This window comes from Ruegeria sp. AF3 (assembly GCF_056536285.1).
On the sequence record NZ_JBQFJM010000001.1, the window covers coordinates 566,812 to 590,981 of the forward strand.

Here is a 24,170-nt window from a genome sequence, read left to right on the forward strand (position 1 = left end):
CGTATCCCGGGTGTCAGCATCGAAATACCTGACGCAACCGCGTTTCAAAGCAGCAGTATTGGGGTCATCACTTGGCGAACGCTCTGACAATCCGGACCCTGCGGGCCGAGGACAAAGATCAGTGGGCCGAAATGTGGCGGGATTATCTGGCGTTTTATGAAACTACCCTGCCTGAAAACGTGTATGAAACGACCTTTTCCAGATTGTTGGGCGACGACCCACAGGATTTTTCCTGTTTTGTTGCGGAACAGGATGGCGTTTTGGTCGGGCTGACGCATTACCTGTTTCATCGCCACGCTTGGAAAGTGGAAAAGGTCTGTTACCTGCAAGACCTGTTCGCCCGACCTGAAACCCGAGGAACGGGCGTCGGTCGCGCCTTGATTCAGGCGGTTTATGAAGAGGCGGATCGCCAGGGCGCCCCATCCGTTTACTGGCTGACGCAAGAGTTCAACCACACGGCACGCCACCTTTATGATCGCATCGGCACCCTGACACCGTTCATCAAGTACGCCCGCCCATGATGCGTTTGGGCGCCCTTTTTCTGGCGCTGGTTATCGCTGGCTGCACGTCTGTCGAGACAATCGAACTCGGGAACGATGTTTCATATGTCGAAGTGGCGTTGCCACCGGCCAAGTCTTTTGCGGCACCACGTCCCTCGCCACCAGCGCGATCCAACAAAAACATCGCGTCGGATTTCCTGTCCCTGCATTTCGAACTGGAAAGCGGGGCCGCCCTGCCCGTTTTCACCCGGTTCGAAACGCCGATCACCGTTCGCCTGACTGGATCGCCGACACAAAGTATGCAGCAGGATTTGACCCGCCTGCTGAACCGCCTGAAGCGCGAGGCGGGTATCAACATCCGACGAATCAACGACGGTCAGGCCAATATCACGATCGAAGCGGTCAGTCAGAAGGACATTCTGCAAATTCTGCCAAACGCGGCCTGTTTCGTGGTGCCAAACGCGTCCAGCCTGGCTGAGTATCAGCGCGACCGCCGCAAGACCAAAAGCAGTTGGGTTGAGCTGCGCCAGCGCGAACGATTGGGGATATTCATCCCCTACGATGTCAGCCCGCAGGAAATGCGCGATTGTCTGCACGAAGAACTGGCGCAAGCCCTTGGTCCGCTGAACGACCTCTATCACCTGCCGGATTCCGTGTTCAACGACGACAATATTCATACGGTTTTGACCGGGTTCGACATGTTGATCCTACGCGCGGCCTATGCGCCCGAACTGCACACCGGTATGACACGGGATCAGGTCGCCGCCGTCATCCCCGATGTTCTCAGCCGCCTGAATCCACGCGGTGACCGATTAGCCGCGCAACGGCCAACGGATACCCCCCGAGAGTGGATCAACGCGATCCAGAAATCACTGGGACCAGGGCCGGGTTCCCCCCGGCAGATACGCGCCGCGCAAAAGGCAGCCCGCATCGGGCAGCAATTGGGATGGACGGATCACCGCCGCGCCTATCCCCACTACCTGATGGGTCGGATGGAGCAGTTTCGTGACCCGGCCGAAGCCCAGCGGCAGTTCAAGATCGCGCAACAGTTTCTTCGCGCAACGCCCGGAACCGAGGTTCATCAGGCTTATGTCTCAACGCAAACCGCAGCCTTTGCGCTTGCGCAGGATCGCGGGCCAGAGGTCCTGCCCGAACTGGATCAGGCCATCGACGTGATGACCCGCGCGGAAAACGCTTCGCTTCTGGCAACCTTGCTGCTGTTGAAATCCGAGGCCTTGAAACAGGCCGGTCAATTACAAAAGGCACGTGCCGTCAGACTGGACAGCCTTGGGTGGGCGCGATACGGGTTCGGTTCTGATTTGGTGGCTCAGTCTTTGGTTCAAAACAGTGGCCGACGCCCCGCTGACAGCACGAAAGACGGATGAAACGCATATGTTGCTAGTACTGGGAATGGCGATACTGGGTGCAATCCTGGGTGCTTTGACCGCAAAAAAACGCAATGGAAACGGCGCTGACATGGCACAGTATGCCGCCGGATATGGGATCGCTTTTGCGCTTGTGGGGCTGGTGATCTCGCTGGTTCTGCTTCGCATGGTGGCATGACGCAATGTTCCTGCCCTTTTTCAAAAACCTCCGCAAAGCGGGCATCCCGGTATCACTCCGGGAGTATCTGATTTTTCTGGAAGGCATGAAAAAGGGTCTAGTCACCTATGATGTCGAAGCGTTTTATTACCTTGCCCGGGTGTCGATGGTGAAGGACGAGCGCAATATCGACAAATTCGACCGCGCCTTTGCCGCCAGCTTTGAGGGCTTGGGCGAGATCAGTTTCGATCAGGTGTTGGAAGCTGTCGATATCCCTGCCGATTGGCTCGCCAAGATGGCCGAGAAACACCTGTCGGAGGAGGAAAAAGCCGAGATCGAAGCGCTTGGCGGGTTCGACAAGCTGATGGAAACACTGCGCGAACGGCTCAAGGAACAACAGGGCCGTCATCAGGGCGGCAACAAGTGGATCGGCACCGCAGGAACCTCTCCGTTCGGGGCCTATGGGTACAACCCCGAAGGCGTCCGTATCGGTCAGAAAGAAAGCCGTCACCAGCGTGCGGTCAAGGTCTGGGACAAACGTGAATTCAGGAACCTCGACGATACGGTTGAACTGGGCACCCGCAACATCAAGGTCGCCCTGAAACGCCTGCGCCGCTGGGCGCGGGAGGGAGCAGCCGAAGAGCTGGATCTGGACGGCACCATCCGTGCCACGGCCGAGCATGGCTATCTGGATGTCAAAACCCGGCCCGAGCGCCACAACGCCGTCAAAATACTGTTGTTTCTGGATGTCGGCGGCTCGATGGACCCGCATATCAAGGTGGTTGAAGAGCTGTTTTCCGCTGCAAGAACCGAGTTCAAGCATCTGGAATACTACTACTTTCACAATTGCCTGTATGAAGGGGTCTGGCGGGACAACCGCCGCCGTTGGAACCAACAGACCCCGACCCACGAAGTGCTGCGCACCTATGGGTCCGACTACAAGTGCATCTTTGTCGGCGACGCTTCGATGAGCCCCTATGAGATCGCCTATCCCGGCGGTGCCAATGAACATTGGAATCAGGAAGCTGGTCAGGTCTGGCTGCAACGCGCGCGCGAACAGTGGGCGTCAAACCTGTGGATCAACCCGGTGCCCGAGAAATACTGGGAATATACCCATTCCATCAGCATGATCCGCGACATCTTTGAAGATCGCATGGTGCCCATGACACTGGCTGGTCTTGAAAAGGGAATGCGCGAGCTGACGCGGTAGAGACTGATGGCAGGTTTGAGGCCATAGCGACCAATTTTCCAACTTACGAGCGTCCAGTCTTCGAACTTCTTTGTTTTTTGCACCTAATCCGGCACACCAGCCTTTTTCAAACTCGCCAACCAGATTTTTCGGTTTTCTGGATGATTTTTCGATCCTGCGAACTGTCTCTTCATCGCCGAAATTGAAAGTTTCGGATTAATGCGCATAGCCGCCTCCACGGCCTCACGAGCTTCTTCCGGTCGGTCCATTTCGGCAAGGTTTGCGGCGCGCAGTAGATGATGAAACAGACGCCAGGTGTTGCTTGTAGCGACAGTGCCCAGCTGCCTTGCAGTATCCAGCGCCTCTTCGTGGCGTCCAAGATGAAACAGGATATGCCCTTTATAAAAGTACATGTTCTGCAGCATCGGATCGCGCGGACTCAGTTTGATGGCCATTTCAATCTCCGGCAACGCACGGTCCTGCATACGAAACCAATCGAAAGTATGCGCCAGTTCCAAACGGATACGAGCGTCATTGGGATTGAGAGCGACCGCGCGTTCGAGGTTTGCGATGGCAGGATCCGCCTCGCCGGTAAACCGGTAAATATATCCCAATGCCGCGTGGGCCTGCGCTTCCTGACCGTCGAGTTCTATAGCTCGCGTAGCGGCTTCGGTAGCGGATATGAGCGTGTTCTGCGGGGTGTCTGCCCATTGGAAGAAGAAAGTCGTCCCAAGGGCACGAGCCAACAGGCTGTAGGCTGCGGCAAAACCAGGATCAGCCGCAATCGCTTCCCGCGCGTAGCTTGCGGCTTCCTCTTGTGCCTCCTTGGTAAACTCGGATTGACGCACCCGACCGCGAAGGTACAGATCCCACGCTCCCATGTCCTGAGTTGGCTTTCCCTGTGAGCGCGTCGCGTCCGACAGGTATATTTCCGGCAACAATTGCCCGGCGATTGCTTGGCTAATCTCGTCCTGAACCGCAAAGATACCCGTTGTTTGCCGTTCGAAACTCTCTGCCCAAATAGTTTCGCTGGCATCCACATCAATAAGTTCTCCGCTAACCCGCACCCGATCGCCGGCGCGTCGGACGCTGCCCCGGACGATGTAATCGACCCCCAGTTCGCGGGCGATTTCGATCGGGCTCGCCTCGCCACGCGCATAAGAAAACATCGTCGCGCTGGAAACGACGAACAAGTCACGGTTGCGTGACAGGTGAGTGGTCAGATCGTCTGTAAGACCATCGACAAAGTACTGCCCCGCGTTATCACCGCCCAGATTATCAAAACGAACAACAGCCAATGACGGGGTTTCGGTATCTGGCAATCCTTGCCGTTCAAAGGAGACAGAAAAAAAGACAATGGCAAGAGCACACGCCAAAACAATGCTCGCAGCAAGAGCAAGCCGTTTTGAAGGCCTGCCAGATTGCTGTTCCGAAGGCTCGTTTTGAACGACCGGCGCAACGAACTGAAACCCGCGCTTGGGAAGCGTCTTGATGTACTCCGAACTCGCCGCGCTATCGCCCAGTGCTTTTCGTACAGAGCGGATTCGCGTGTTCAGAGCTGCGTCCGTTATGGCCTTTCCGGCCCAGACTTCATCAACTATTTCATCCTTGGTGACGATTCGACTGCGGTTTCTAATCAGTAATTCAAGCAATTGAAGTGCCTGAGGCTCCAATGCCACCGGATGTCCGCTGCGGCTCAAACCTTTTGCCGGGTCAAGTTCAAAATCCAAAAACCTGTACATAGTTCAACTTACATCCGGCTGTGTTTGTCGCTCAACGGATTTTGCCAATTGTCATCTAAATGTCAGGAAATATCAGCTTTCGATCAAGTGCCGCGGCCGGAATCCTTCTAACTTCCGTATGGCGGGAAATCATCCCGATACGTTTCCCCCATCATGAAAGGAGAAGGAACATGCCACGGTTGAGAACACTGCTCATGGCGGCCGCAATAACCTGTGCCGGCGGCTCGGTCTTCGCGCAAACTGACCTTGAAGCGGCATTGGCCAATGGCGGCAAAAAGCTGAATGCAGAACAGATAGCCGAGTTACTGATCGGAAACAGGGTCACAGCCAGTTCCGGAGAGAAGACGTTCCGTTTCTATTACGACCCGAACAATATCGTCAGTGGCGAATTAACCAACGGCGGTTGGACGGGTACGGGAGCATTTGCGATCACTGATACGGATCAGGTTTGTGTTTCCATGGTAGCGGATGAAGGCCGCTATCGTTGTCTGACGGTCGTTCGCGAAGGTGACGTGGTTCAGAAATTTGACGTCAATGGAAAGAAGACTTTCGTCTTACTGGAAGTTGAGCCGTCTACAGGTCTTTGATTGCTACATCGCATCCTATAGATCAACAAAGCTGCCGCAGGATCGCAGAATTCTGGCGGTAGCTTTGTCCCAATAGCGGCCCCTGAATTTTTCGTTTGCTCTAAAAGCCCAGTGCTACCATATCTAACCCATGCTTCGCCTGACCCCGATCCTGCTGGCCATTGCCTATGGAATTGTGATGTACCGGATTTCCGTCTGGCGCACCCATCGGGAACTGGATGCGAAATCGACGGAACTTGCCGATCCGGCGCTGAAACGCATGACCGACCGGCTGGCGGCGGCGCTCGGGATCGAACGGGTGCCGGTCTATATCTACGAGATCGACCCGGTGAACGGGCTGGCCGCGCCGGACGGGCGGATATTCATCACGCGGGGATTTTACCGCAAGTTTCACAACGGAGAGGTTTCGGCTGAGGAAATGGCCAGTGTAATCGCGCATGAGTTGGGGCACGTGGCGCTGGGTCACGCACGGCGGCGGATGATCGATTTTTCAGGGCAGAATGCGATGCGAACGGCGCTGATCATGGTTCTGAACAGGTTCATCCCCTTTGTCGGGGCGATGATTGCCAATGCGTTGACCGCACTGATCGCCTCGCGCCTGTCGCGGCAGGACGAGTATGAGGCGGATGAATACGCAGCCGCTTTGCTGACAAAAGCCGGGATTGGAATCGGACCACAGAAATCACTGTTTCACAAGCTGGAAGAGTTGACACAGCAGCGCGCCGGGGTGGTCCCGGCCTGGCTGATGAGCCATCCCAAGACAGATGAACGTGTTGCGGCGTTGGAAAAGCTTGAACAGCGTTGGGCACGCGGGTGATGCCTGTGCTGCGAGAGGCCAGCCTCTCGCGCTCTCCGGGATATTTTTGGCCAGATGAAGCTGGATCCCGCTCAGATGGCGAGCGCTTTGCCCAATCGCGGAAGCCGGGCTTTTTTCATGAGCGCGCGGAGAGTCCATTGTTCGCCTGAGAGGCGATCGGCTTCGGCAAGGACCTGTGTGGCAAGTGTGCTCATGCCTTCTGGGTTTGACTGCCAGAAGCTGTACAACAGGCTGTCGGGATCTTTCCGGTCAAGCCCTTCATCAGTCAGGATATTTCTGGGAAAATCCTTGGCATTTACCGTGACAATCAGATCAGCGGAAGCCGCGATTGCTGTGGCCAGCACGTGGATATCTGCGGCGTCCGGCAGCCACAGACGGTTTTGAAGACCCTCGTTCGCTGGACGTTCGGCATCCGGCCAGGCACCTTGCACCAGCGCGATTTCAGCACGCGCCTGCGCCTCCCCCGTCGGGCCCAGCTTGCGGGCGGCGCGGGCCCATTCTTCGAGGATGCGGGCGGACCAGATCGGGGTGAAGTGTCCCAATCGCGCGGCGCCCAATAGCATTTCGCGCATGACCGTGGGATAGAGGACGCAAGTGTCGAGAACAGCCTTCATAGGCGGTAAAACACCGCCTTGAGGTAGCCGCTTTCCGCCAGTTGCGGCAGTTGCGGATGATCCGGCCCAGCAAATCCGGTGTGGATCAGTTGCGACTTTCGGCCCGCCCGGCCGATCCCGCGGGAGGAGGCATCGCGGAACCGTCCCAGATCGGCGGCATGAGAACACGAGCACAGCCCCAGATAGCCGCCCGGTTTGACCAGAGGTGCGGCAAGCCGTGCGATACGTTCATAGGCGCGCAAACCCGCATCCAGCGCTTGTTTTGATGGGGCAAAGGCAGGTGGGTCACAAATGACCACGTCAAAAACCGCACCCTCGTCCCCCAATTGAGTCAGTACATCGAACGCGTCGCCCTGCCGGGTCTGGAACCTGTCGGCAAGGCCCGAAGCCTCGGCACCTTTGGTGGCCAGTTCCAGCGCGGCCGCAGACCCATCGACGGATAAGGCCCGTCCGGCACCTGCGGCCAGCATCGCCAGACCAAAGCCGCCGACATGACTGAACACGTCCAGCACCTGCGCTCCGGGATGTACCAGCCGTGAGGCAAAGGCTTGGTTGGGGCGTTGATCGTAAAACAGGCCGGTTTTCTGACCTCCGGTCAGGTCGGCCATATACGTGGCACCATTCATTGGCACAGGCAGGGGCGCGTCGGGTGCGGTGCCGTGCAAAGTCAGGTTCTCATCGTCCAGCCCTTCCAGCCCGCGCGTGCGGCCCGAGGCGTTTTTCAGCACCGTCGTCACGCCTGCTACCTTGATTAGCGCTTCGGTGAGCGTATCCAGATGCACCTCGGCCCAGGCCGCGTTGGGCTGGATGACACAGGTATCGCCAAACCTGTCGATGATCACACCGGGAAAGCCATCGGCCTCGGCATGGACCAGACGGTAGAAAGGCGCATCAAACAGACGTTCACGCAGTGCAAGGGCGCGGCTGAGGCGGGTTTCGAACCAAGTATTGTCCAACTGCGCGTTGGTATCACGATCCAGCACCCTGCACATGATTTTTGACTCAGGATTGACCGCCACCAGCGCAAGCGCTGCGCGAGTGTCATCCTCGAGAATCGCCAGAGCGCCTGCGGGGATCTTGCGCGTACGGCGGTCGGTGACGATGTCATTTGCATAGACCCAAGGGAAGCCATGGCGCAGGCCGCGCGCGTTGGCTTTGGGTTTCAGGCGGATACGGGGGCGGTCGGCAGATTGGGTCATGGCGCCCTCTTAGTCGCGAATGTGCCGATGGAAAAGACCTAGCGGCTTCGCGAACGCCAGCCACCGCGCCGTTTCGGGGTTTGGGCCGCCTGAAGGCCCTCGGACAGAACCTGAGTCATGGGATGATCCGGGCAGTGCAGCGCGTATGCCGCATGCAACTCGGTCAGCGCCGTGTTCTGGTCACGCTCTTCGGGCAGGCTGAGCGCCCAGTCCAGAAATATGCTGCGGCATTCCGGCAGGGTGATGCCTTCGATGCGATAAGCTTCCTGGATCAGACCTTTGTGGTCATTGGGATCAGTGCTGCGTGCCATCTTCGCCCTCTTGGATCACGCTGCCGATCAGGTCGGCCGCAGTTGTGTAACTCTCCTGCAATGCCCGTTGCAGTGCATCGACCTGTTCAAACCCGGTGGCACGGCACAGGAAATCCACACCTCCTTCACCGATCTGCTCCGCCTCGATGACTTTGCCCGATAGAAGCCGGGCCGCACATTGCACCGACCAGCATAGGCTGTAGCAGTCTTTCAGGGATTGCGCCTGCGCGACATCCAGCAACCCGGCAGCGACGGCTCCATCGAGGCCCGAGGACACATCGCGTGCCGTAGTCCCTGCCAGCAAGGCACCGGTTTCGGCCATCAGTTCGATGTCCATCAGGCGGCCGGGCCCGTTTTTGGCATCCCAAATCCCGGCAGGTGCCTTGGCTGCGGCCAGGCGCGTTCGCATCTCGGCGACTTCGCGCAAGACATTGTCCCGCTCGCGTGGGCGCGACAGAAACCCGGCGCGGAACGCTTCGATATCATTTGCCAAACCGGCATCACCCGCAACGACATGAGCACGGGTCAGGGCCAGATGTTCCCACACCCAGGCCTCGTTCTGCTGATAATTGGTAAAGCTGGCCCAACTGGTGGCGACCGGCCCCTGATTGCCGGACGGGCGCAGGCGCATGTCAACTTCATACAGCCGCCCCTGTGACATCGGAGCTGAAAGTGCTGTGATCAGCGCCTGCGTGAACCGCGCATAATAGGTGCGCGTGGCCAGAGGGCGCGGACCATCGGACATGTCCTGATCCTGCGGGTCATAGATCACAATCATGTCCAGATCGGATTGCGAATTGATCCGTCCTGCGCCCAGCGACCCCATGCCCAACACCGCCGCTCCGCGCCCCGGTGCGGGCCCGTGTTTGCGGGCGAAATTTTCGGCAACATATGGCAGGATGGCGGCAATCACCGATTGTGCAAGCTCTGCATATTGCCGGCCTGCCTGTGCCCCGTCGATCAGACCGCGCAAGTGGTGGACACCGACCCGGAAATGCCATTCCTTACACCAGCGCCGCGCAAGGTCGAGCCGGGTTTCATAGTCAGGCTCTTCCGCCAGCGCACGGGCCAGTTCGATTTGCAAAGCCTTCTGCCCCGGCCAATCGGCAAAGAAACTGCCGCCGATCACCGCATCGAAAACCGAGGCATTGCGCGACAGATGCGAGGCCAAAGCATGAGACGTGCCAACGATATCGACCAGTAGGTCAATCAGTTGCGGATTGGCCTCGAACAATGAAAACAGCTGCACCCCGGCAGGAAGGCCTGACAGAAACCCGTCCAGCGCCATCAACGCCTCGTCCGGTTTGGCGGTCTTGGCAAGACGCGACAGCAGCTCGGGCCGCAACCGTTCGAATATCCGCGACCCGCGCTGGGACCTTAAGGCCGGATAGGTCGTCCACCGGGCCAGAACACTCTGGTCAAACTCCACATCCTGTGCCGCCACAGGTGCAGGACCGGGCCCAGGCGCAAAAAATCCTTCAGTCAGTTCGTGTACTTCAGTCAGGCGGCTTTTCAGGTCCTGTTTCAGTTCGTCGCTGCCGATCCCCATCAGACAGGCGATGCGTTCGATGCCTTCCGGTGATTTCGGCACCTTATGCGTCTGTGCATCATGAACCATCTGAATGCGGTGTTCGACTTCGCGATGTGCCCGATAATGATCGGTCAGTTTGTCCGCGACATCCTGTGGCACCCAGCCCTTTGACGCCAACGCCGCCAACCCCGGGACCGTTCCGCGCACCCGTAAATCCGGATCGCGGCCACCTGCGATCAACTGACGGGTCTGGGTGAAGAACTCGATCTCGCGAATACCGCCCTGCCCCAGCTTCATGTCGTGGCCGGGGATCGACAAGGCCCCGCCCGTACCCTTGTTTTCGCGAATTCGAAGACGCATATCATGCGCGTCCTGAATGGCGGCAAAATCCAGATGGCGACGCCAGACAAAAGGGCGCAATGTGTCCAGAAACCGCTGCCCCGCGGCCAAGTCTCCGGCGCAGGGGCGGGCCTTAATATATGCTGCGCGCTCCCACGTGCGGCCAAGGCTTTCGTAGTACCGTTCAGCGGCCTCCATCGCCATGCAGACCGGTGTTACGGCGGGATCAGGTCTCAGCCTCAGATCTGTACGGAAAACATAGCCATCGGCAGTCTTGTCGCTAAGCGTCGCGCAGAAGTTCCGCGTTGCCCGCACCATGCCCTGCCGGGCCTCATAGAAGTCATCGGGGTCAAACCGGGTCTCATCAAACAGCACAATCAGATCGATATCCGAGCTGTAGTTCAGCTCATGCGCGCCCATCTTGCCCATGGCCAGAATGACCATCCCGGCGGCAGTTTCGATATCGTCCTCGGTCATACCCGGCAGTTTGTTGCGCCGGATCAACGTCGCAATCTCGGCCTTGGCCGCAACATCTGCGGCCAGTGCCCCGAAATCGGTCAGTGCCGCGGTGACTTTCTCAAGCGGCCAGGCACCTGCGATGTCGGCAAGCGCGGTCAACAGCGCCACACGCCGCTTTGCCTGCCGCAAGCCGGATTTCAGCTGATCCGGGGGCAGCTCACGCGCTTCCGCCATGACTTCAGACAGCGCCTGGTCCGGGCGCACTAAGGCATCAGGCAGCCATTCCCTTTCATGCTCTATCAGGCCTTTAAGATATGGGCTGGACCCGGCCGTTCCTGCCACCAGCTCTCCCATCTCCTGCGACAGATCAGGCATCAAAGCGCGGGCTTCATCGCCCAGGGACGGATCAAACGCACGCGGAAGGCGGGTAATGGCAAGAGCGTCAGTCATGCGCGCACCCTGCGCATTGCGGGACGTAATCGTCAATGGGGCATTCTGATCAGGTTTCCTGAACCGGCGTGTCCTGACTGAAGCTGTTGACCCAAACGTCGTTTCTTCGTTCCCACAAAGATGAAATCAGCATCGCCTCGCGCCGATCTGCACCCGGGCGCAGGTAATCGGCACGGTAGGACAGCAAGACGATATCCGGGGTCAGAACGCGTAACCGAGCGTCACTCAGATCAAACTCGGCCATCGTTGGCGCATCTGCAAATTGCCCGACGTGATCGTCCCGATTGGCAAACCCCGTGGGATAAACGCCCAGAAAATCCGCGCTCAGCAAGGCGCGGTCGGCGCTTGCATCACCTTCAACCAGCGCCACCCAGACCTGCGTTTCCAGTTCAAGAATGTCCTTTAGTGCAGGGGCGGCTTTGTTGTCCGTCATATCCATACCCGGACCCTGCGAGCCAGATCCTGAAACGTCAACCGGATTGCATAATGTAAATCTTTTTCACATTACCCCTTGCACCCATCCAAACGGTACCCCATCTATGCAATGTGAATAGAGTTTACATCAACCCTGGAGAGCTCAAATGACCGCATTGTCCGACCCCGCCGTCCCCGCGAATCCGGGATGGCTTTACCGAACCGAAGCCTGGCTGGATGACAAAGGCAAAGGGGCCTGGATCGCCGCCATGGTTCTTGGTTTCATCTTCTTCTGGCCCGTTGGCCTTGCCCTGCTGGCCTATATGATCTGGAGCAAACGCATGTTCAGCAAATCCTGCAACCGCCGCAAATCCTGGCACAGCCACATGAGTGCAATGAAGCCCTCGGGCAACAGCGCCTTCGACGCCTACAAAGCAGATACCCTGGCCCGCCTGGAACGCGAACAACAGGATTTCGAAGCCTTCTTGCGCCGCCTGCGTGACGCCAAGGACAAAGCCGAATTCGATCAATTCATGGATGAACGCGCCCGCGAAAGCCATGACGAAGACGGCAAGGGCGAGCCCGCCTGATTGACCTTGCCCTGCCCCGGTGTTTCGGGACAGGGTCCCCCTACCCCTGTTTTACGGACCTATCGAATGAACCATCTGCCCGACCCGGACACCCAACCTGATTTCTATCGTTCGGTGACAACCAAACGCTTCGTTGCCTGGCTGTTCGATATCGCCTTCATTTCGCTGCTTTGCACGGTGGCAATCCTTTTAACCGCCTTTCTGGGTCTGTTTTTTCTGGCCCTGATCTACGCGGTTGTCAGCTTCGTCTACCGGGTGGTGACAATCGCCAACGGCTCAGCCACGCTGGGAATGCGCTTTATGGGGATCGAGCTGCGCGATGCGTTCGGAGAACGAATGGATCTGGGCAAGGCGCTTGCCCACACTGCTGGCTATTTCGTCAGCATGGCCTTTCCCGTGGTCCAGATCATCTCGGTCATCATGATGATGACCAGCGCCCGTGGCCAGGGTCTGACCGACAGTTTTCTGGGCACCGTCATGATCAATCAACGGGCCTGACGCAAGGTTGCGTGAAACACTTGGCGGTCTCGGGAACGGTTGCTATCATCCCTCCCGAGGCTGGATGGGGATTTCATGCGACATACGCTGCCAATTGCGCCACAATTCTATGTCACGGCACCGCAGCCCTGCCCTTATCTTGGCGGCAGGATGGAACGTAAACTGTTCACCGCCCTGCAAGGCGAAGGGGCTGAACAGCTGAACAATTCCCTGTCTCAACAAGGATTTCGCCGGTCTCAGAATGTACTCTACCGGCCTTCGTGCACGGATTGCGCAGCCTGCCTGTCGGCCCGGATCGATGTTTCAGCCTTCCGTCCGACCAAAAGCCAGAAGCGCACGGCAAAGCGGAACGGGTATCTGGAACGCCGCGCAACCTCGCCATGGGCCACGGATGAGCAATACGAGCTGTTTCGCCGCTATCTTGACACCCGTCACGCCGATGGTGGCATGGCTGACATGGACGTTTTCGAATTCGCCGCGATGATCGAGGAAACACCGATCCGCAGCCGCGTTGTGGAATATGCCGATCCTGAAACGGGCGAGTTGATCGCCGTCAGCCTGACCGATGTGCTCGATGACGGGCTAAGCATGGTCTATTCCTTCTACGACCCGGAACAGCCGCAGAACTCACTTGGCACTTACATGATACTCGACCATATCGACATCGCACGTGAGGCGGGCCTGCCCTATATCTATCTGGGGTACTGGGTCCCCGGCAGTCCCAAGATGGGCTACAAAGCCAAGTTTTCTGGGCTTGAGGTGTATATTCAGGGGGGGTGGCAAAAGATCAGTGATCCGGATGCTTATTCCGGCACATCGCATCACCCCTTGTCGGCGCCGCCAATTGCCGAACAGGTTGCCAATATCCAGCTCCCTGACCGGCATCCGACCAAAGGCTGACCGCGCGATGAAACAAAGCCTGCATGCCGTCACCCTCGTGGTGCCGGATTACGACGACGCCATCTTGTTTTATACAAAGACACTCACCTTCCAACTCATCAAGGACATCGACCTCGGCAACGGCAAGCGTTGGGTTCTGGTCGCGCCTCCCGGTTCGGATAGCGGCTGCCTTCTTTTGCCAAAGGCTGACGGACCTGAACAAACCGCCGCCATAGGCAACCAGACCGGCGGGCGCGTTGGGTTCTTCCTGCAAACCGATGACTTTTATCGTGACCACGCAGATATGCGCGCCGGGGATGTCCATTTCGAAGAAGACCCACGCCACGAACTCTATGGCATCGTCGCTGTCTGGCGTGATCCGTTCGGCAATCGCTGGGACCTGATCCAGTTCACGTGATCCGCATCTTCATCTGGCTATAAGTATCCCGGGGATGAATTGGCCGCAGGCCAAGAAGGGGCTGGCCCCTTGCCCGAAACAAACAGAAAAGGGGGCCAATCGGCCCCCTTTGCAATATTCTCTTCCGGATCGGATCAGTTTGGCATCAGGTCCGGAACGATCGTGACAATCGTCGGGAAGAACCACAAGATCGCGATCCCCATCACCTGGATCAGAACAAACGGAACGATCCCGCGATAGATATGACCTGTAGTGACCTCCTTCGGCGCAACCCCTCGAAGGTAGAACAACGCAAACCCGAAAGGTGGCGTCAGGAACGACGTCTGAAGGTTCACCGCCACCATGATCGTGACCCATTTCGGATCGAACGAGCCGCCATAGATCACCGGGCCCACGATGGGGATCACGATGTAGATGATCTCGAGGAAATCCAGCACGAACCCCAGAATGAACAGCACCAGCATCACGATCAGGAAAACCGTGAACTCGTTGTCAAAGCTCTTCAGGAATTGCTGGATATAATGCTCCCCTCCGAATGAAATCACCACGAGATTCAGCAACTGCGATCCGATCAGGATGGTGAACACCATCGAGGTCACTTTGGCTGTCTCACGCACCACCGGGGTCAAAACACCGCTGGAATAGAGCACCCAGCATCCGAACAGCAGCCCGAACAGGGCGTACAGGTAGGCCGCATAAGCAATGATGAAGGCGATCCAGGTTTCCACCGTCACACTGCCTTGATTGATACGCAGGTCAAAGTTGACCCCCATCAGCAGTGCAATGACAACGGCGAAGGTCGACCAGATGACCACTTTGCCCGAACGGCCCTGATCCTGCAGCTTGCGATAGGCCGCCAGCATGATCGCGCCACCCGCACCCAGCGCAGCCGCCGGTGTCGGATTGGTGACACCTCCCAGGATCGAGCCCAGCACCGCGATGATCAGAACAAGCGGCGGGAAGACCACGCGGATCAGATCGTTTGTGGCACAGCGGGCCGCAGCCTCTTTGCAACCATACATGGCCAGCGCGAACGGCAGGGCGAGCAGTACGAAAGTCACGCCAGAGGATGTGGTAGGCGATATTATCAGGATATCGACCAACGCCATCAGCAGCAGCCCGATTGCGCCAAGTATCAGCGGTTGCGGTGACCGCGACGGTGCGATCCCTCGGCCCAGAACCAGGGTCAGACCCAGCAGGACGAGGGTAACCGCCACTCCGGTGCCGATCGGTGCCGCATCGGCAATCCTTTTTTGCTGTTCAGCAGCCAGTTCCTCTTCTGTCAGGCGATGCGCTTGGGTTGTGCCGCCCGCGGCATCAATGGCTTCCTGCTCGGAAACCGCCTGATCCCATGCAGCCTGCCCATGCAGGTCGATCATTGAAGCCTTGCATTCTTCCGATACGTTGGTCCGCAGCGACGCACCCTCGCCGATATCCGAGAAGGCCGAGACCGAGATGTTCTGGCTTCCGATCACACCGACATTGCCCAAAAGGACCGCGCCGACGATCAGGGCTACAGGCGCACCCAGCAACCATGTCAGGCCTTCTGACCGCGTAATGGGTTCCCCGGAACCACCGGACACAGCCACAGCGGGCGCTTTGTGTGGATTCAGCAATGCATAACCAAAGGCATAGAGCGCATAGAGCAGCGCCAGCATGATCCCTGGCAACAGCGCAGCCTGGAACAAGGTCCCGACCGAGACAACCGCAGGCTCACCCAGATAGGTCAGCGCGTCGGTGCAACCGGCCTCAACAGCCCGGGTTTCCTGGGCTGTCGAATACAGATCTCCTGCCAATGTGCCCAGTAGGACGATCACGATCGACGGCGGAATGATCTGCCCCAAGGTGCCCGATGCCGCGATCACACCGGTCGCCAGTTCCGGCGAGTAGTTGTTGCGCAACATGGTTGGAAGCGCCAGCAGGCCCATCGTCACAACGGTCGCGCCAACGATACCGGTCGAAGCCGCCAGAAACGCCCCCACAACCACAATTGACACGGCCAGACCACCCGGAAGCGGGCCAAAAACACGTGCCATCGTCGTCAGCAGATCATTGGCAATCTTCGAACGTTCCAGCGTGATGCCCATCAGAACAAACATGAGCACGGCCAGAAGGGTCTCGATCGATTGTCCGGCCAGTACGCGCTCGTTCATGCGGTTCACGATGAACGAAACGTTGCGGTCCAGCGCGGTTTCCCAGCCCGAGGCAAAAACCGGTTCGGCAAGCCTTGGCAAATCCGGGTATCGGAACACCGATATGGTGTCCGGCTTGATCCCGGAATTCACAAGGTCCCGATAACTTTGCGATCCGACATCAATCGCCTGGTGGATCAGCAACCCCGCACTGTCCAGCGCGGCGATGATGCCAAAGGATATGATCCCCGCCCCGCCGATGGCAAAAGCCACCGGAAAGCCGGAAAGAATGCCCCCGAAAAGGCAAAAGAATACGATAATGAGGCCTATCTCGACGCCATCAAGTCCGAATAGCATTGTCTTTGTCTCCGCCCTTAATGCGCGCCTTCATAGGCTTCTTCACCCTCACCAAGGCTGTCCTTGTCGAGGTATTTTCCAACGCTTTCCGGCCCTTCCACAAATTCCAGATACGACCGGTACAGGAATGCGACGGCGTGCAGGAACACCATGGCCGCAAAAGCCACCAGAAGGATCTTGAACAGGAAGTAGGCATTGAACCCGTTGGGGCTGAACCCGATGGTTTCCACGTTCCAGCGCAAGGCACGGGACTTGGCTACCAGACGGTCCAGCGCGTCACTGGCCGAAGGGTTCGGCACGATCAGGTGACGCCACAGGAAGAACCAGCCGTACATCCAGGTCAGCACCGCCATTGGCATCATGAACAGTAACGCACCGCACATATCGACCACGCGCTTGGCGCGGTGGCTGATACCGGCATAGATCAGATCAACGCGCACATGCCCGCCCTGCACAAATGTGTATGTACAGCACAGACAGACGACCATGGCGTTATACAGTTTCAGCTCTTCCGCGAACCAGCTGATATCCATCTGGAACGGTATTCCCAGACCGAAGGACATATCGGGACGGGTAAAGACCCGTTGCATGAATACGATGACAATCTGCTGGATTACCATCAGCAGACCCGCCCAGGCAAAGAACCGCCCGGTGGTGTTTGCAAACCCTTCCAGGCCACGCACGATGGCCCACATGAAGTTTCTGTAATACAACCCGACGGCTGTCAGAACCAGAAAGAAGGTGAACACCACAAAGAAGAATTCGACCGAACCGCCGTAATAGACAAAGCGCATGATCGACGCCTTGTCAGACCAGTCCAGCCAGAGCTGCGGATGCGTGATCGCATATCCGAAATTATAGAAGGCTTCGGCAATGTTCTGAATGAACCAAACCAGTCCATTCCACAGGGCGCCGAAGAACGAGATACCGTTTTCGTCCTGCATGTTGTCCCCAGGTCGTCTCAGTTGCGCGCAGGCCTATTGTGGCTTGCCCAAGTCCTTTCGCGCAACGGGAAAGGTTTCCCCGCAAGGCGCGGGGAAACCGTTTTTCCTTTGATCAGGAAGATTTAGCCGCGAACACGGTCACGCTGTGCGGTGTAGACACCCGACGACAGGTTGTTCCATGCCGACGAAGCCGCCATCGACGGCATTGCGCTGTCGTAGATCTTCTTGAACAGCTCGTCGCCCATGTTCTCGTCCAGAACCTCTTGGCTGGCCTTGCCGAACGCATCCCAGACACTGTCGGGGAATTCCAAAACCTTGACGCCACCGGCCTGCAGGCGCTGCAGGGCGGCACCGTTGTTGGCCAGGAACTGCGCCAGGTTCCACTGGTGCGCTTCGGCGGCAGCGATCTCGATGATCTTCTGCTGGGCCGGGGTCAGTTCATTGAACACGTCGCGGTTGGTTGCCAGCGACAGACCTGCGCCCGGCTCGTGGAAGCCCGCGGTGTAGTAGGTCTTGGTGATTTCCTGGAAGCCTGCCTTTTCGTCGGCCCAGGGTCCGATCCACTCGGTTCCGTCAATCGCGCCGGACGACAGCGCCTGATACACTTCGGAACCGGGGATGTTCTGAACGGACGCGCCCAGTTTGCCCAGAGCTTTACCGCCCAGACCGGGCATACGGAACTTCAGACCATTGAAGTCTTCGGGGCTGTTGATCTCTTTCGAGAACCAGCCGCCCGCCTGCGCACCGGTGTTACCGGCCAGGAATGACTTCAGGCCAAAGATTTCGCCCAGCTCATCATGCAGCTCCATACCGCCGTCATGATAGTACCAGTTCACAAGTTCCTGTGCGGTCATGCCGAAAGGCACTGCCGTAAAGAACGCATAGCCCGGGTGCTGACCGACAAAGTAATAGTCAGCGGCGTGATACATGTCGGCCTGGCCGGACGACACCGCGTCAAACACCTCGAACGCGCCAACCAGTTCGCCTGCCGCCTTGATCTCAACATTCAGGCTGCCATCCGACATGGCGTTGATGCTGTCGGCACAACGCTGCGCGCTGTCAAACACGCCAGCCAGACCACGGCCCCACGAGGTCACCATGGTCAGTGTGCGCTGTCCCTGTGCATAGGCCGGAGCCGCCAGAGCGGTTGCTGCGGCTGCCGAACCGCCCAGCGCGGATTTTTTCAGAAATGAACGACGATCCATATGAGTGTTCCTCCCCTTCATAGTCACGATCCGGCAGAACCGGACCTGTCGCATTCAGTGCGCGTCAGCCTAATGTGAGCGAAGCGAAAGGGAATACCTACTACTGCGTAGAGAATCGATTTCTTTGGGGGATGCGGTGAAATTTCCGAATGAAAACTCCAACAAATACGGCCCAAATACCGGAATTTCACCGACCAACGCCAATCTTTTTGCATTTTTGCCGCCGCTTGCGTATCGATTCGTCCATGCAAAGACTCCGACATCTGATTTCGCTGACCTATGCGCAGAAACTGTCGCTGGTGGCCGCAATCCCGCTGGTTGTGGCCGTGGCAGCAATCGCTGTGCTTGTCGCATATGAGGCGCGTGCGACCGCTGAGCGCGAGATCGAAGCCCTGGAGCGCAGCCTGATCGAGGCCAAGAAAGAAGAACTGCGCAACTACGTGACGCAGGCGCGCAATGGTTTTGCCTATATCTATGGCCGCGCTGAACCGGACGATGAGGTGTCGAAGAACCTTGTCTCGCAGATACTTTCGGCAATGATCTATGGGCAGGACGGGTTCTTTTTCGTTTACGATTATGATGGCAACAATCTGGTCAGCCCCCGTCAGACACAATTCATCAACCGCAACTGGGAAGGTCTGACCGACAGCGATGGCACACCTATCGTTGACGAGTTCATTCGCCTCGCCCGTCAGGGAGCCGGGTGGCACAGCTTCATGTGGGAAAAACCCTCGACCGGGGATGAGGCGCAGATGATCGCCTATGTCGTCGGGTTGCAGGACTGGCGCTGGGTCGTGGGTACCGGGGTCTTCATTGACGACATTGTCGCCACGGTCGCCAACGCAAGGGCCGAGGTTGAGACCCGCGTGCAGCGCACCTTCATGTATATCGGCGCCATTGTTGTTGCTGCGGTTCTGATTGTTTTTGCTTCGGGCATGTTGCTGAACATTCGCGAGAGACGGTTGGCGGATGCCAAGTTGAAAGAACTGACGCAGCGTGTCTTCGACGCGCAGGAAGAGGAACGCGGCCGGGTTGCCCGCGAACTGCATGATGGCATAAGCCAGATCCTTGTGGGTGTGCGCTATGCGCTGGACAATGCGCGCCGCCGGCTGTTGCGCGGCGATGATGCAGGCGCGCGCGATCCGCTGGACAAAGGCATTGACCATCTTCGCACCGCTATCACCGAGGTGCGCCGCATCAGCCGCGACCTGCGCCCCGGCGTGCTGGATGACCTTGGCCTTGGACCTGCGTTGAAGGCTCTGACCGACGATTTTCGCGAACGAACCGGGATCGAGACCGAGTTTTCCACCGTCGTATTCCGCAACCGGCTGGATCAGGACAGCAAGATCGCACTCTACCGCATCGCACAAGAGGCGCTGACAAATATCGAACGCCACGCGGATGCCTCTTATGTGACGATTGACCTGCGCGGCCACAAAAAAGGCGCAACCATGCGGATCACCGACAATGGCCGTGGGTTGCGCGCAGAATCCGGAACCCCAACCACCGGCATCGGTCTGCGCAACATGCAGGAGCGAATTGAGCAACTTGACGGATCGCTGCGTATTCTGTCATCACGCGGACCGCGCGGCGGTACGGTAATCGAGGCCAGCCTGCCGCTGAGCCACCTGTTGCCTCCGCAGGAAGACGCAACTCCGAACCGAAAGGCCGGTACATGAGCGCCAAAAACATCCGAGTTCTTATTGTCGACGATCATCCCATGGTGGCCGAGGGCATTCAGTCGATCCTTGAAAGCTACGACGATATCGAAGTGGTTGGAACTCTCGGCAGCGGTCAGGCCGCGGTGGATCAGGCGGTTGGCCTCGCCCCGGATGTCATCTTGATGGACCTGAACATGCCTGGCCTCGGCGGACTCAGCGCCACGGAAATCATTCTGGAACGCCTCCCCGGTACGCGCATCCTGATCCTGTCGATGCATGACAGCCCCGAATACATTTCGACCGCGCTCAGCCACGGCGCAAAAGGCTATGTTCTCAAAGATGTCCCAACCGAAGAGATCAAGCAGGCCATCGATGCGGTCATGCGGGGTGAGCAGTATCTGTGCACAGGTGCAAGTGGGTCCCTGAAACCCAAAGGCGACAACGCACGCGAGGCGCTGACAGGGCGCGAGCAAACAATTCTGCTGGAACTGGCTCAGGGCAAATCAAACAAGGAAGTTGCGCAAAAGCTGGATATCTCGGTGCGAACGGTTGAAACGCATCGCAAGAACATCAAGCGCAAACTGGGAATATCCTCGACCGCCGGGCTGACCCGCTATGCGCTGGAACATGGCATGCTGCAAGGCACCGGGGTCGGCTTCTGATCTTTGCGCTACCGCAGCGCGCAGCGCTGCCCGGCCCAAGCAGATAAGACGCGCCACAGGCGCGTTGACGACGGGCGGGAGCCTTGACCTCCGGTAGTGCCCCTTCAATCCAGCAACTGATCTTTTCGCAAACCCGCACGCTCATAATGGTGTGGCAACACACGTCCATAGAGCTGCTGCGTCCGTTCGATCCCACCACACATGCCTTCGGCCTCGACAAATGAAAAGATACCCACATACCGCCGCCGCGTGCCCTTGACCGGGGCGACCCTGTGCAGGGAGTAGCGGCCTTTGAATATCTGCAAGTCCCCAGGTCGCAGCTCCAACCGATGAACGCGCTCACTGTTTCCGTCCAGAACCGACGCGACCTGATCGAAATTCTCATCCTCGGCTGTGCGCAGATTGGGTGCGTATTCGAATGCACCGCCCTGCTCGCCATTCTGGATCGCCAGTGTCACGGTGTAGTTGTTGGTGTCGAAATGCCAGGGAAAGCCCTGCCCCTCTTCCACGACATTGATGATCACATCTGCCAGAGGGTCATCGTAACGAAAGAAGCGGTCCTCAGGCTCATCCAGCGCATCCCGAATGAAGGGAAGAAATCCGCTAAACTCGTAAATCCTGCGCAAAGGACCGGAATGCGCAAAATTGTCAGCAGGAACAAACGCGTTCGACCGGTCATAGAACCGTCTGATCGGATGGGCGGCGTCGAACCGTGGGTCGTCTTTGGTGAAATAGGCATTTGTGCGATTGAAAGACCGGTGTGCATTGGGCGCCACCTCGTCGGCCTCCTGCACCAACAGCTCGATCCCTTGCGCATGTGCGAAACCCGGCAGAACCGCACAGCCGTCCTGTTCCAACTCGCGCCGCAAATCCCCGATCAATCGCCTGTAAGCTGGCGAATCCGGGCGATCAATCGGATATCGTCCCAGATCTACCAGGTCCTGTAACATGCTCCGCCTCCCTCGTTTGCGACCACAGGGTCAGCGTGACGCAGACAAATCACCGGATCATGCCAGTTTCAGACATCGGCCTGACGCATTCAGACCTTCATACCTGTCCCGCCCTCAGGAAAACGACTGCCCTTTTCCCGGAAATTCCCAGCATGCGGCAATCTGCGCAACAAAATTTCGCAAAATACCGCCATTGAGATAGAAAATTGGTGGATTTGCCTGTTGACGCTCCTCCCCACCGACCATAATGTCCCCTCCAAGCAAAAAGGAGCCTCTGGCGATGAGAACGCTAGTCGTAATCGTAGGAACCACGCGCATGGGCCGGTAACGGTAAACCATAATCGAACCCATGCGCCTCCGAAATTTCGGGGGCTTTTTTTTGTCAAACGCAAGACACATGTCGCGAACGGAGCAAAGCAGATGACACGTGAGATGACCGGCGCAAAGATGGTAGTTCAGGCCCTTAAGGATCAGGGCGTGGACACGGTATTCGGATACCCCGGTGGCGCCGTCCTACCGATCTATGACGAGATCTTTCTGCAAAACGACATTCGCCACATTCTGGTGCGTCACGAACAGGGTGCAATCCACGCCGCCGAAGGCTATGCGCGGTCGACCGGCAAGCCAGGTGTTGCGCTTGTAACCTCTGGTCCCGGTGCCACAAACGCAGTTACCGGCCTGACCGATGCGTTGCTGGATTCGATCCCGATTGTGGTTCTGACCGGACAAGTCCCGACCTTCATGATCGGATCGGATGCCTTTCAGGAGGCCGACACCGTTGGCATCACGCGCCCCTGCACCAAACATAACTGGCTGGTAAAGGACACGAATTCGCTGGCCGAGACGCTGCACGAGGCTTTCCATGTGGCCAAGTCGGGTCGTCCCGGCCCGGTTCTGATCGACATTCCCAAGGATGTGCAGTTTGCCACGGGTGAATACAACAGTCCGAAACCTTCGACCTCGCATTACCAGCCGGTGCTGAAAGGCGATCTGGAGGAAATCAACGAACTTGTTGCAGCCATTGAGAAAGCCAAGAAGCCGGTTTTCTATACGGGCGGTGGTGTCATCAACTCTGGCCCCGCAGCCAGCCAGTTGTTGCGCGAACTGGTGGATTCCACCGGCTTCCCGATCACATCTACCCTGATGGGTCTGGGTGCCTATCCCGCGTCGGGTGAAAACTGGTTGGGTATGCTGGGGATGCACGGCCTCTACGAGGCGAACCTTGCGATGCATGGCTGTGACCTGATGATCAACATCGGCGCACGGTTCGACGACCGGATCACCGGGCGCATCGACGCGTTCTCTCCAAAGTCGAAGAAAGCCCATATCGACATTGATCCGTCTTCGATCAACAAGGTCATCCGTGTGGATATTCCAATTGTCGGCGACGTGGCGCATGTTCTGGAAGACATTCTGAAGGTGTGGAAGTCACGCGGGCGCAAGACCGATGCAGCGGCTGTCAAGAAATGGCAGGCGCAGATCTCTGAGTGGCGTAAGATCAACTGTCTGTCCTACACCAACAGCGAAAAGTCGATCAAACCGCAATATGCGCTGCAACGGCTTGAAGAACTGACGAAAAAGTATGACCGCTATATCACCACCGAGGTCGGCCAGCACCAGATGTGGGCAGCACAGTATCTTGGGTTCGAAGACCCCAACCGCTGGATGACCTCAGGCGGGTTGGGCACTATGGGCTACGGCTTCCCCGCTTCGATCGGTGTGCAGATGGCACATCCGGACGCGCTGGTGATCAACGTCGCCGGTGAAGCCTCGTGGCTGATGAACATGCAGGAGATGGGCACCGCAGTTCAGTATCGCCTGCCGGTCAAGCAGTTCATCCTGAACAACGAGCGTCTGGGCATGGTCCGCCAGTGGCAAGAGCTACTGCATGGCGAGCGGTATTCGCATTCCTGGTCCGAAGCCCTTCCCGATTTCGTAAAACTCGCCGAAGCGTTCGGCGCCAAAGGCATCCAGTGTTCCGACCCCGCCGATCTGGACGACGCAATCATGGAAATGATCAACTACGACGGTCCGGTAATCTTCGACTGTCTGGTTGAAAAGCACGAGAATTGCTTCCCGATGATCCCGTCCGGCAAAGCGCATAACGAGATGCTTCTGGGTGAGGCCGAAACGCAGGGCGTGATCGACAGCAAAGGTTCGGTTCTAGTCTGATACCGTCC

At 57.8% G+C, this 24,170-nt stretch carries 24 protein-coding genes; 13 read left to right on the forward strand and 11 right to left on the reverse strand.

What is annotated here, in order from left to right:
* Positions 1-71 precede the first annotated feature (71 nt).
* From ACR3FC_RS02820 to ACR3FC_RS02835, 4 genes are read left to right on the forward strand one after another with little or no spacing between them, the layout of a single operon-like run.
* Positions 72-521 carry an N-acetyltransferase family protein gene (locus ACR3FC_RS02820; RefSeq protein WP_480473267.1) on the forward strand — a complete coding sequence of 150 codons (450 nt, stop codon included), beginning with the start codon at positions 72-74 and terminating at the stop codon, positions 519-521.
* Positions 518-1,885: a DUF2927 domain-containing protein gene (locus ACR3FC_RS02825; protein WP_480473269.1), complete on the forward strand. Its 1,368-nt coding sequence runs from the start codon at positions 518-520 to the stop codon at positions 1,883-1,885. Before ACR3FC_RS02820 ends, ACR3FC_RS02825 begins: the two co-directional genes overlap by 4 nt.
* Before the next feature lie 7 nt (positions 1,886-1,892).
* Positions 1,893-2,063, forward strand: coding sequence for a hypothetical protein (locus ACR3FC_RS02830; RefSeq protein WP_209503658.1), 171 nt, complete (start codon positions 1,893-1,895; stop codon positions 2,061-2,063).
* Between the two features lie 4 nt (positions 2,064-2,067).
* A complete protein-coding gene (locus tag ACR3FC_RS02835) occupies positions 2,068-3,252 on the forward strand; it encodes a vWA domain-containing protein (RefSeq protein ID WP_480473271.1) in 1,185 nt (394 codons plus the stop codon).
* Positions 3,253-3,335: 83 nt separating this feature from the next.
* Here the strand turns inward: ACR3FC_RS02835 and ACR3FC_RS02840 are convergent, their stop codons facing one another.
* Entirely contained in the window at positions 3,336-4,961 is a 1,626-nt protein-coding gene (locus ACR3FC_RS02840; protein WP_480473273.1) for a winged helix-turn-helix domain-containing tetratricopeptide repeat protein, read from the reverse strand.
* A gap of 182 nt (positions 4,962-5,143) precedes the next feature.
* Here ACR3FC_RS02840 and ACR3FC_RS02845 point away from each other — a divergent pair, with 182 nt between their 5' ends.
* A complete protein-coding gene (locus tag ACR3FC_RS02845; protein WP_480473275.1) occupies positions 5,144-5,560 on the forward strand; it encodes a hypothetical protein in 417 nt (138 codons plus the stop codon).
* Positions 5,561-5,690: 130 nt separating this feature from the next.
* Complete coding sequence (locus ACR3FC_RS02850; RefSeq protein ID WP_480473277.1) at positions 5,691-6,377, forward strand: M48 family metallopeptidase; 687 nt, start codon at positions 5,691-5,693, stop codon at positions 6,375-6,377.
* A 71-nt stretch (positions 6,378-6,448) separates the two neighbouring features.
* On the opposite strand, the gene ACR3FC_RS02855 is transcribed toward ACR3FC_RS02850, so the two are convergent.
* Genes ACR3FC_RS02855 through ACR3FC_RS02875 form a run of 5 tightly spaced genes read right to left on the reverse strand, consistent with a single transcriptional unit; the run spans position 6,449 to position 11,719 of the window.
* Positions 6,449-6,991 (reverse strand): RSP_2648 family PIN domain-containing protein, encoded by a 543-nt coding sequence (locus tag ACR3FC_RS02855; RefSeq protein WP_480473279.1) that lies wholly within the window; start codon positions 6,989-6,991, stop codon positions 6,449-6,451.
* Positions 6,988-8,190 carry an RSP_2647 family RNA methyltransferase gene (locus ACR3FC_RS02860; RefSeq protein WP_480473281.1) on the reverse strand — a complete coding sequence of 401 codons (1,203 nt, stop codon included), beginning with the start codon at positions 8,188-8,190 and terminating at the stop codon, positions 6,988-6,990. Before ACR3FC_RS02860 ends, ACR3FC_RS02855 begins: the two co-directional genes overlap by 4 nt.
* A gap of 38 nt (positions 8,191-8,228) precedes the next feature.
* A complete protein-coding gene (locus ACR3FC_RS02865) occupies positions 8,229-8,501 on the reverse strand; it encodes a hypothetical protein (protein WP_480473283.1) in 273 nt (90 codons plus the stop codon).
* Positions 8,485-11,280, reverse strand: a complete 2,796-nt coding sequence (locus tag ACR3FC_RS02870) for a [protein-PII] uridylyltransferase family protein (protein ID WP_480473285.1) — start codon at positions 11,278-11,280, stop codon at positions 8,485-8,487. The genes ACR3FC_RS02865 and ACR3FC_RS02870 overlap by 17 nt, the downstream gene beginning before the upstream one ends.
* Positions 11,281-11,329: 49 nt before the next feature.
* Positions 11,330-11,719: a DUF4440 domain-containing protein gene (locus ACR3FC_RS02875; protein ID WP_480473287.1), complete on the reverse strand. Its 390-nt coding sequence runs from the start codon at positions 11,717-11,719 to the stop codon at positions 11,330-11,332.
* A gap of 142 nt (positions 11,720-11,861) precedes the next feature.
* On the opposite strand from ACR3FC_RS02875, the gene ACR3FC_RS02880 reads away from it, so the two are divergent.
* From ACR3FC_RS02880 to ACR3FC_RS02895, 4 genes are all read left to right on the forward strand, one after another.
* Positions 11,862-12,284: a DUF2852 domain-containing protein gene (locus ACR3FC_RS02880; RefSeq protein WP_480473289.1), complete on the forward strand. Its 423-nt coding sequence runs from the start codon at positions 11,862-11,864 to the stop codon at positions 12,282-12,284.
* 66 nt (positions 12,285-12,350) lie between these two features.
* Positions 12,351-12,782: an RDD family protein gene (locus ACR3FC_RS02885; RefSeq protein WP_480473291.1), complete on the forward strand. Its 432-nt coding sequence runs from the start codon at positions 12,351-12,353 to the stop codon at positions 12,780-12,782.
* A gap of 75 nt (positions 12,783-12,857) precedes the next feature.
* Positions 12,858-13,682, forward strand: coding sequence for an arginyltransferase (locus tag ACR3FC_RS02890; RefSeq protein ID WP_480473293.1), 825 nt, complete (start codon positions 12,858-12,860; stop codon positions 13,680-13,682).
* A 7-nt stretch (positions 13,683-13,689) separates the two neighbouring features.
* On the forward strand, positions 13,690-14,079 hold the full coding sequence (locus tag ACR3FC_RS02895; protein ID WP_480473295.1) for a VOC family protein: 390 nt from the start codon (positions 13,690-13,692) through the stop codon (positions 14,077-14,079).
* Between the two features lie 134 nt (positions 14,080-14,213).
* On the opposite strand, the gene ACR3FC_RS02900 is transcribed toward ACR3FC_RS02895, so the two are convergent.
* From ACR3FC_RS02900 to ACR3FC_RS02910, 3 genes are all read right to left on the reverse strand, one after another.
* A complete protein-coding gene (locus ACR3FC_RS02900) occupies positions 14,214-16,568 on the reverse strand; it encodes a TRAP transporter large permease (protein ID WP_480473297.1) in 2,355 nt (784 codons plus the stop codon).
* 17 nt (positions 16,569-16,585) lie between these two features.
* The gene (locus tag ACR3FC_RS02905; protein ID WP_480473299.1) at positions 16,586-17,512 is read right to left on the reverse strand and encodes a TRAP transporter small permease subunit; all 927 of its coding nucleotides are present in this window, start codon (positions 17,510-17,512) and stop codon (positions 16,586-16,588) included.
* 122 nt (positions 17,513-17,634) lie between these two features.
* Positions 17,635-18,717, reverse strand: coding sequence for a TRAP transporter substrate-binding protein (locus tag ACR3FC_RS02910; protein WP_480473301.1), 1,083 nt, complete (start codon positions 18,715-18,717; stop codon positions 17,635-17,637).
* A 245-nt stretch (positions 18,718-18,962) separates the two neighbouring features.
* Between ACR3FC_RS02910 and ACR3FC_RS02915 the strand changes: the two genes are divergently transcribed.
* Together ACR3FC_RS02915 and ACR3FC_RS02920 are read left to right on the forward strand one after the other, a co-directional pair.
* Positions 18,963-20,396, forward strand: a complete 1,434-nt coding sequence (locus ACR3FC_RS02915; RefSeq protein WP_480473303.1) for a cache domain-containing protein — start codon at positions 18,963-18,965, stop codon at positions 20,394-20,396.
* The gene (locus tag ACR3FC_RS02920; RefSeq protein WP_480473305.1) at positions 20,393-21,040 is read left to right on the forward strand and encodes a response regulator transcription factor; all 648 of its coding nucleotides are present in this window, start codon (positions 20,393-20,395) and stop codon (positions 21,038-21,040) included. The genes ACR3FC_RS02915 and ACR3FC_RS02920 overlap by 4 nt, the downstream gene beginning before the upstream one ends.
* A gap of 104 nt (positions 21,041-21,144) precedes the next feature.
* On the opposite strand, the gene ACR3FC_RS02925 is transcribed toward ACR3FC_RS02920, so the two are convergent.
* Positions 21,145-21,990, reverse strand: a complete 846-nt coding sequence (locus tag ACR3FC_RS02925; protein ID WP_480473307.1) for a HalD/BesD family halogenase — start codon at positions 21,988-21,990, stop codon at positions 21,145-21,147.
* 114 nt (positions 21,991-22,104) lie between these two features.
* On the reverse strand, positions 22,105-22,341 hold the full coding sequence (locus tag ACR3FC_RS02930; RefSeq protein WP_480473309.1) for a hypothetical protein: 237 nt from the start codon (positions 22,339-22,341) through the stop codon (positions 22,105-22,107).
* A 69-nt stretch (positions 22,342-22,410) separates the two neighbouring features.
* On the opposite strand from ACR3FC_RS02930, the gene ACR3FC_RS02935 reads away from it, so the two are divergent.
* Positions 22,411-24,162, forward strand: a complete 1,752-nt coding sequence (locus tag ACR3FC_RS02935; RefSeq protein WP_480473311.1) for an acetolactate synthase 3 large subunit — start codon at positions 22,411-22,413, stop codon at positions 24,160-24,162.
* Positions 24,163-24,170: the final 8 nt, after the last annotated feature.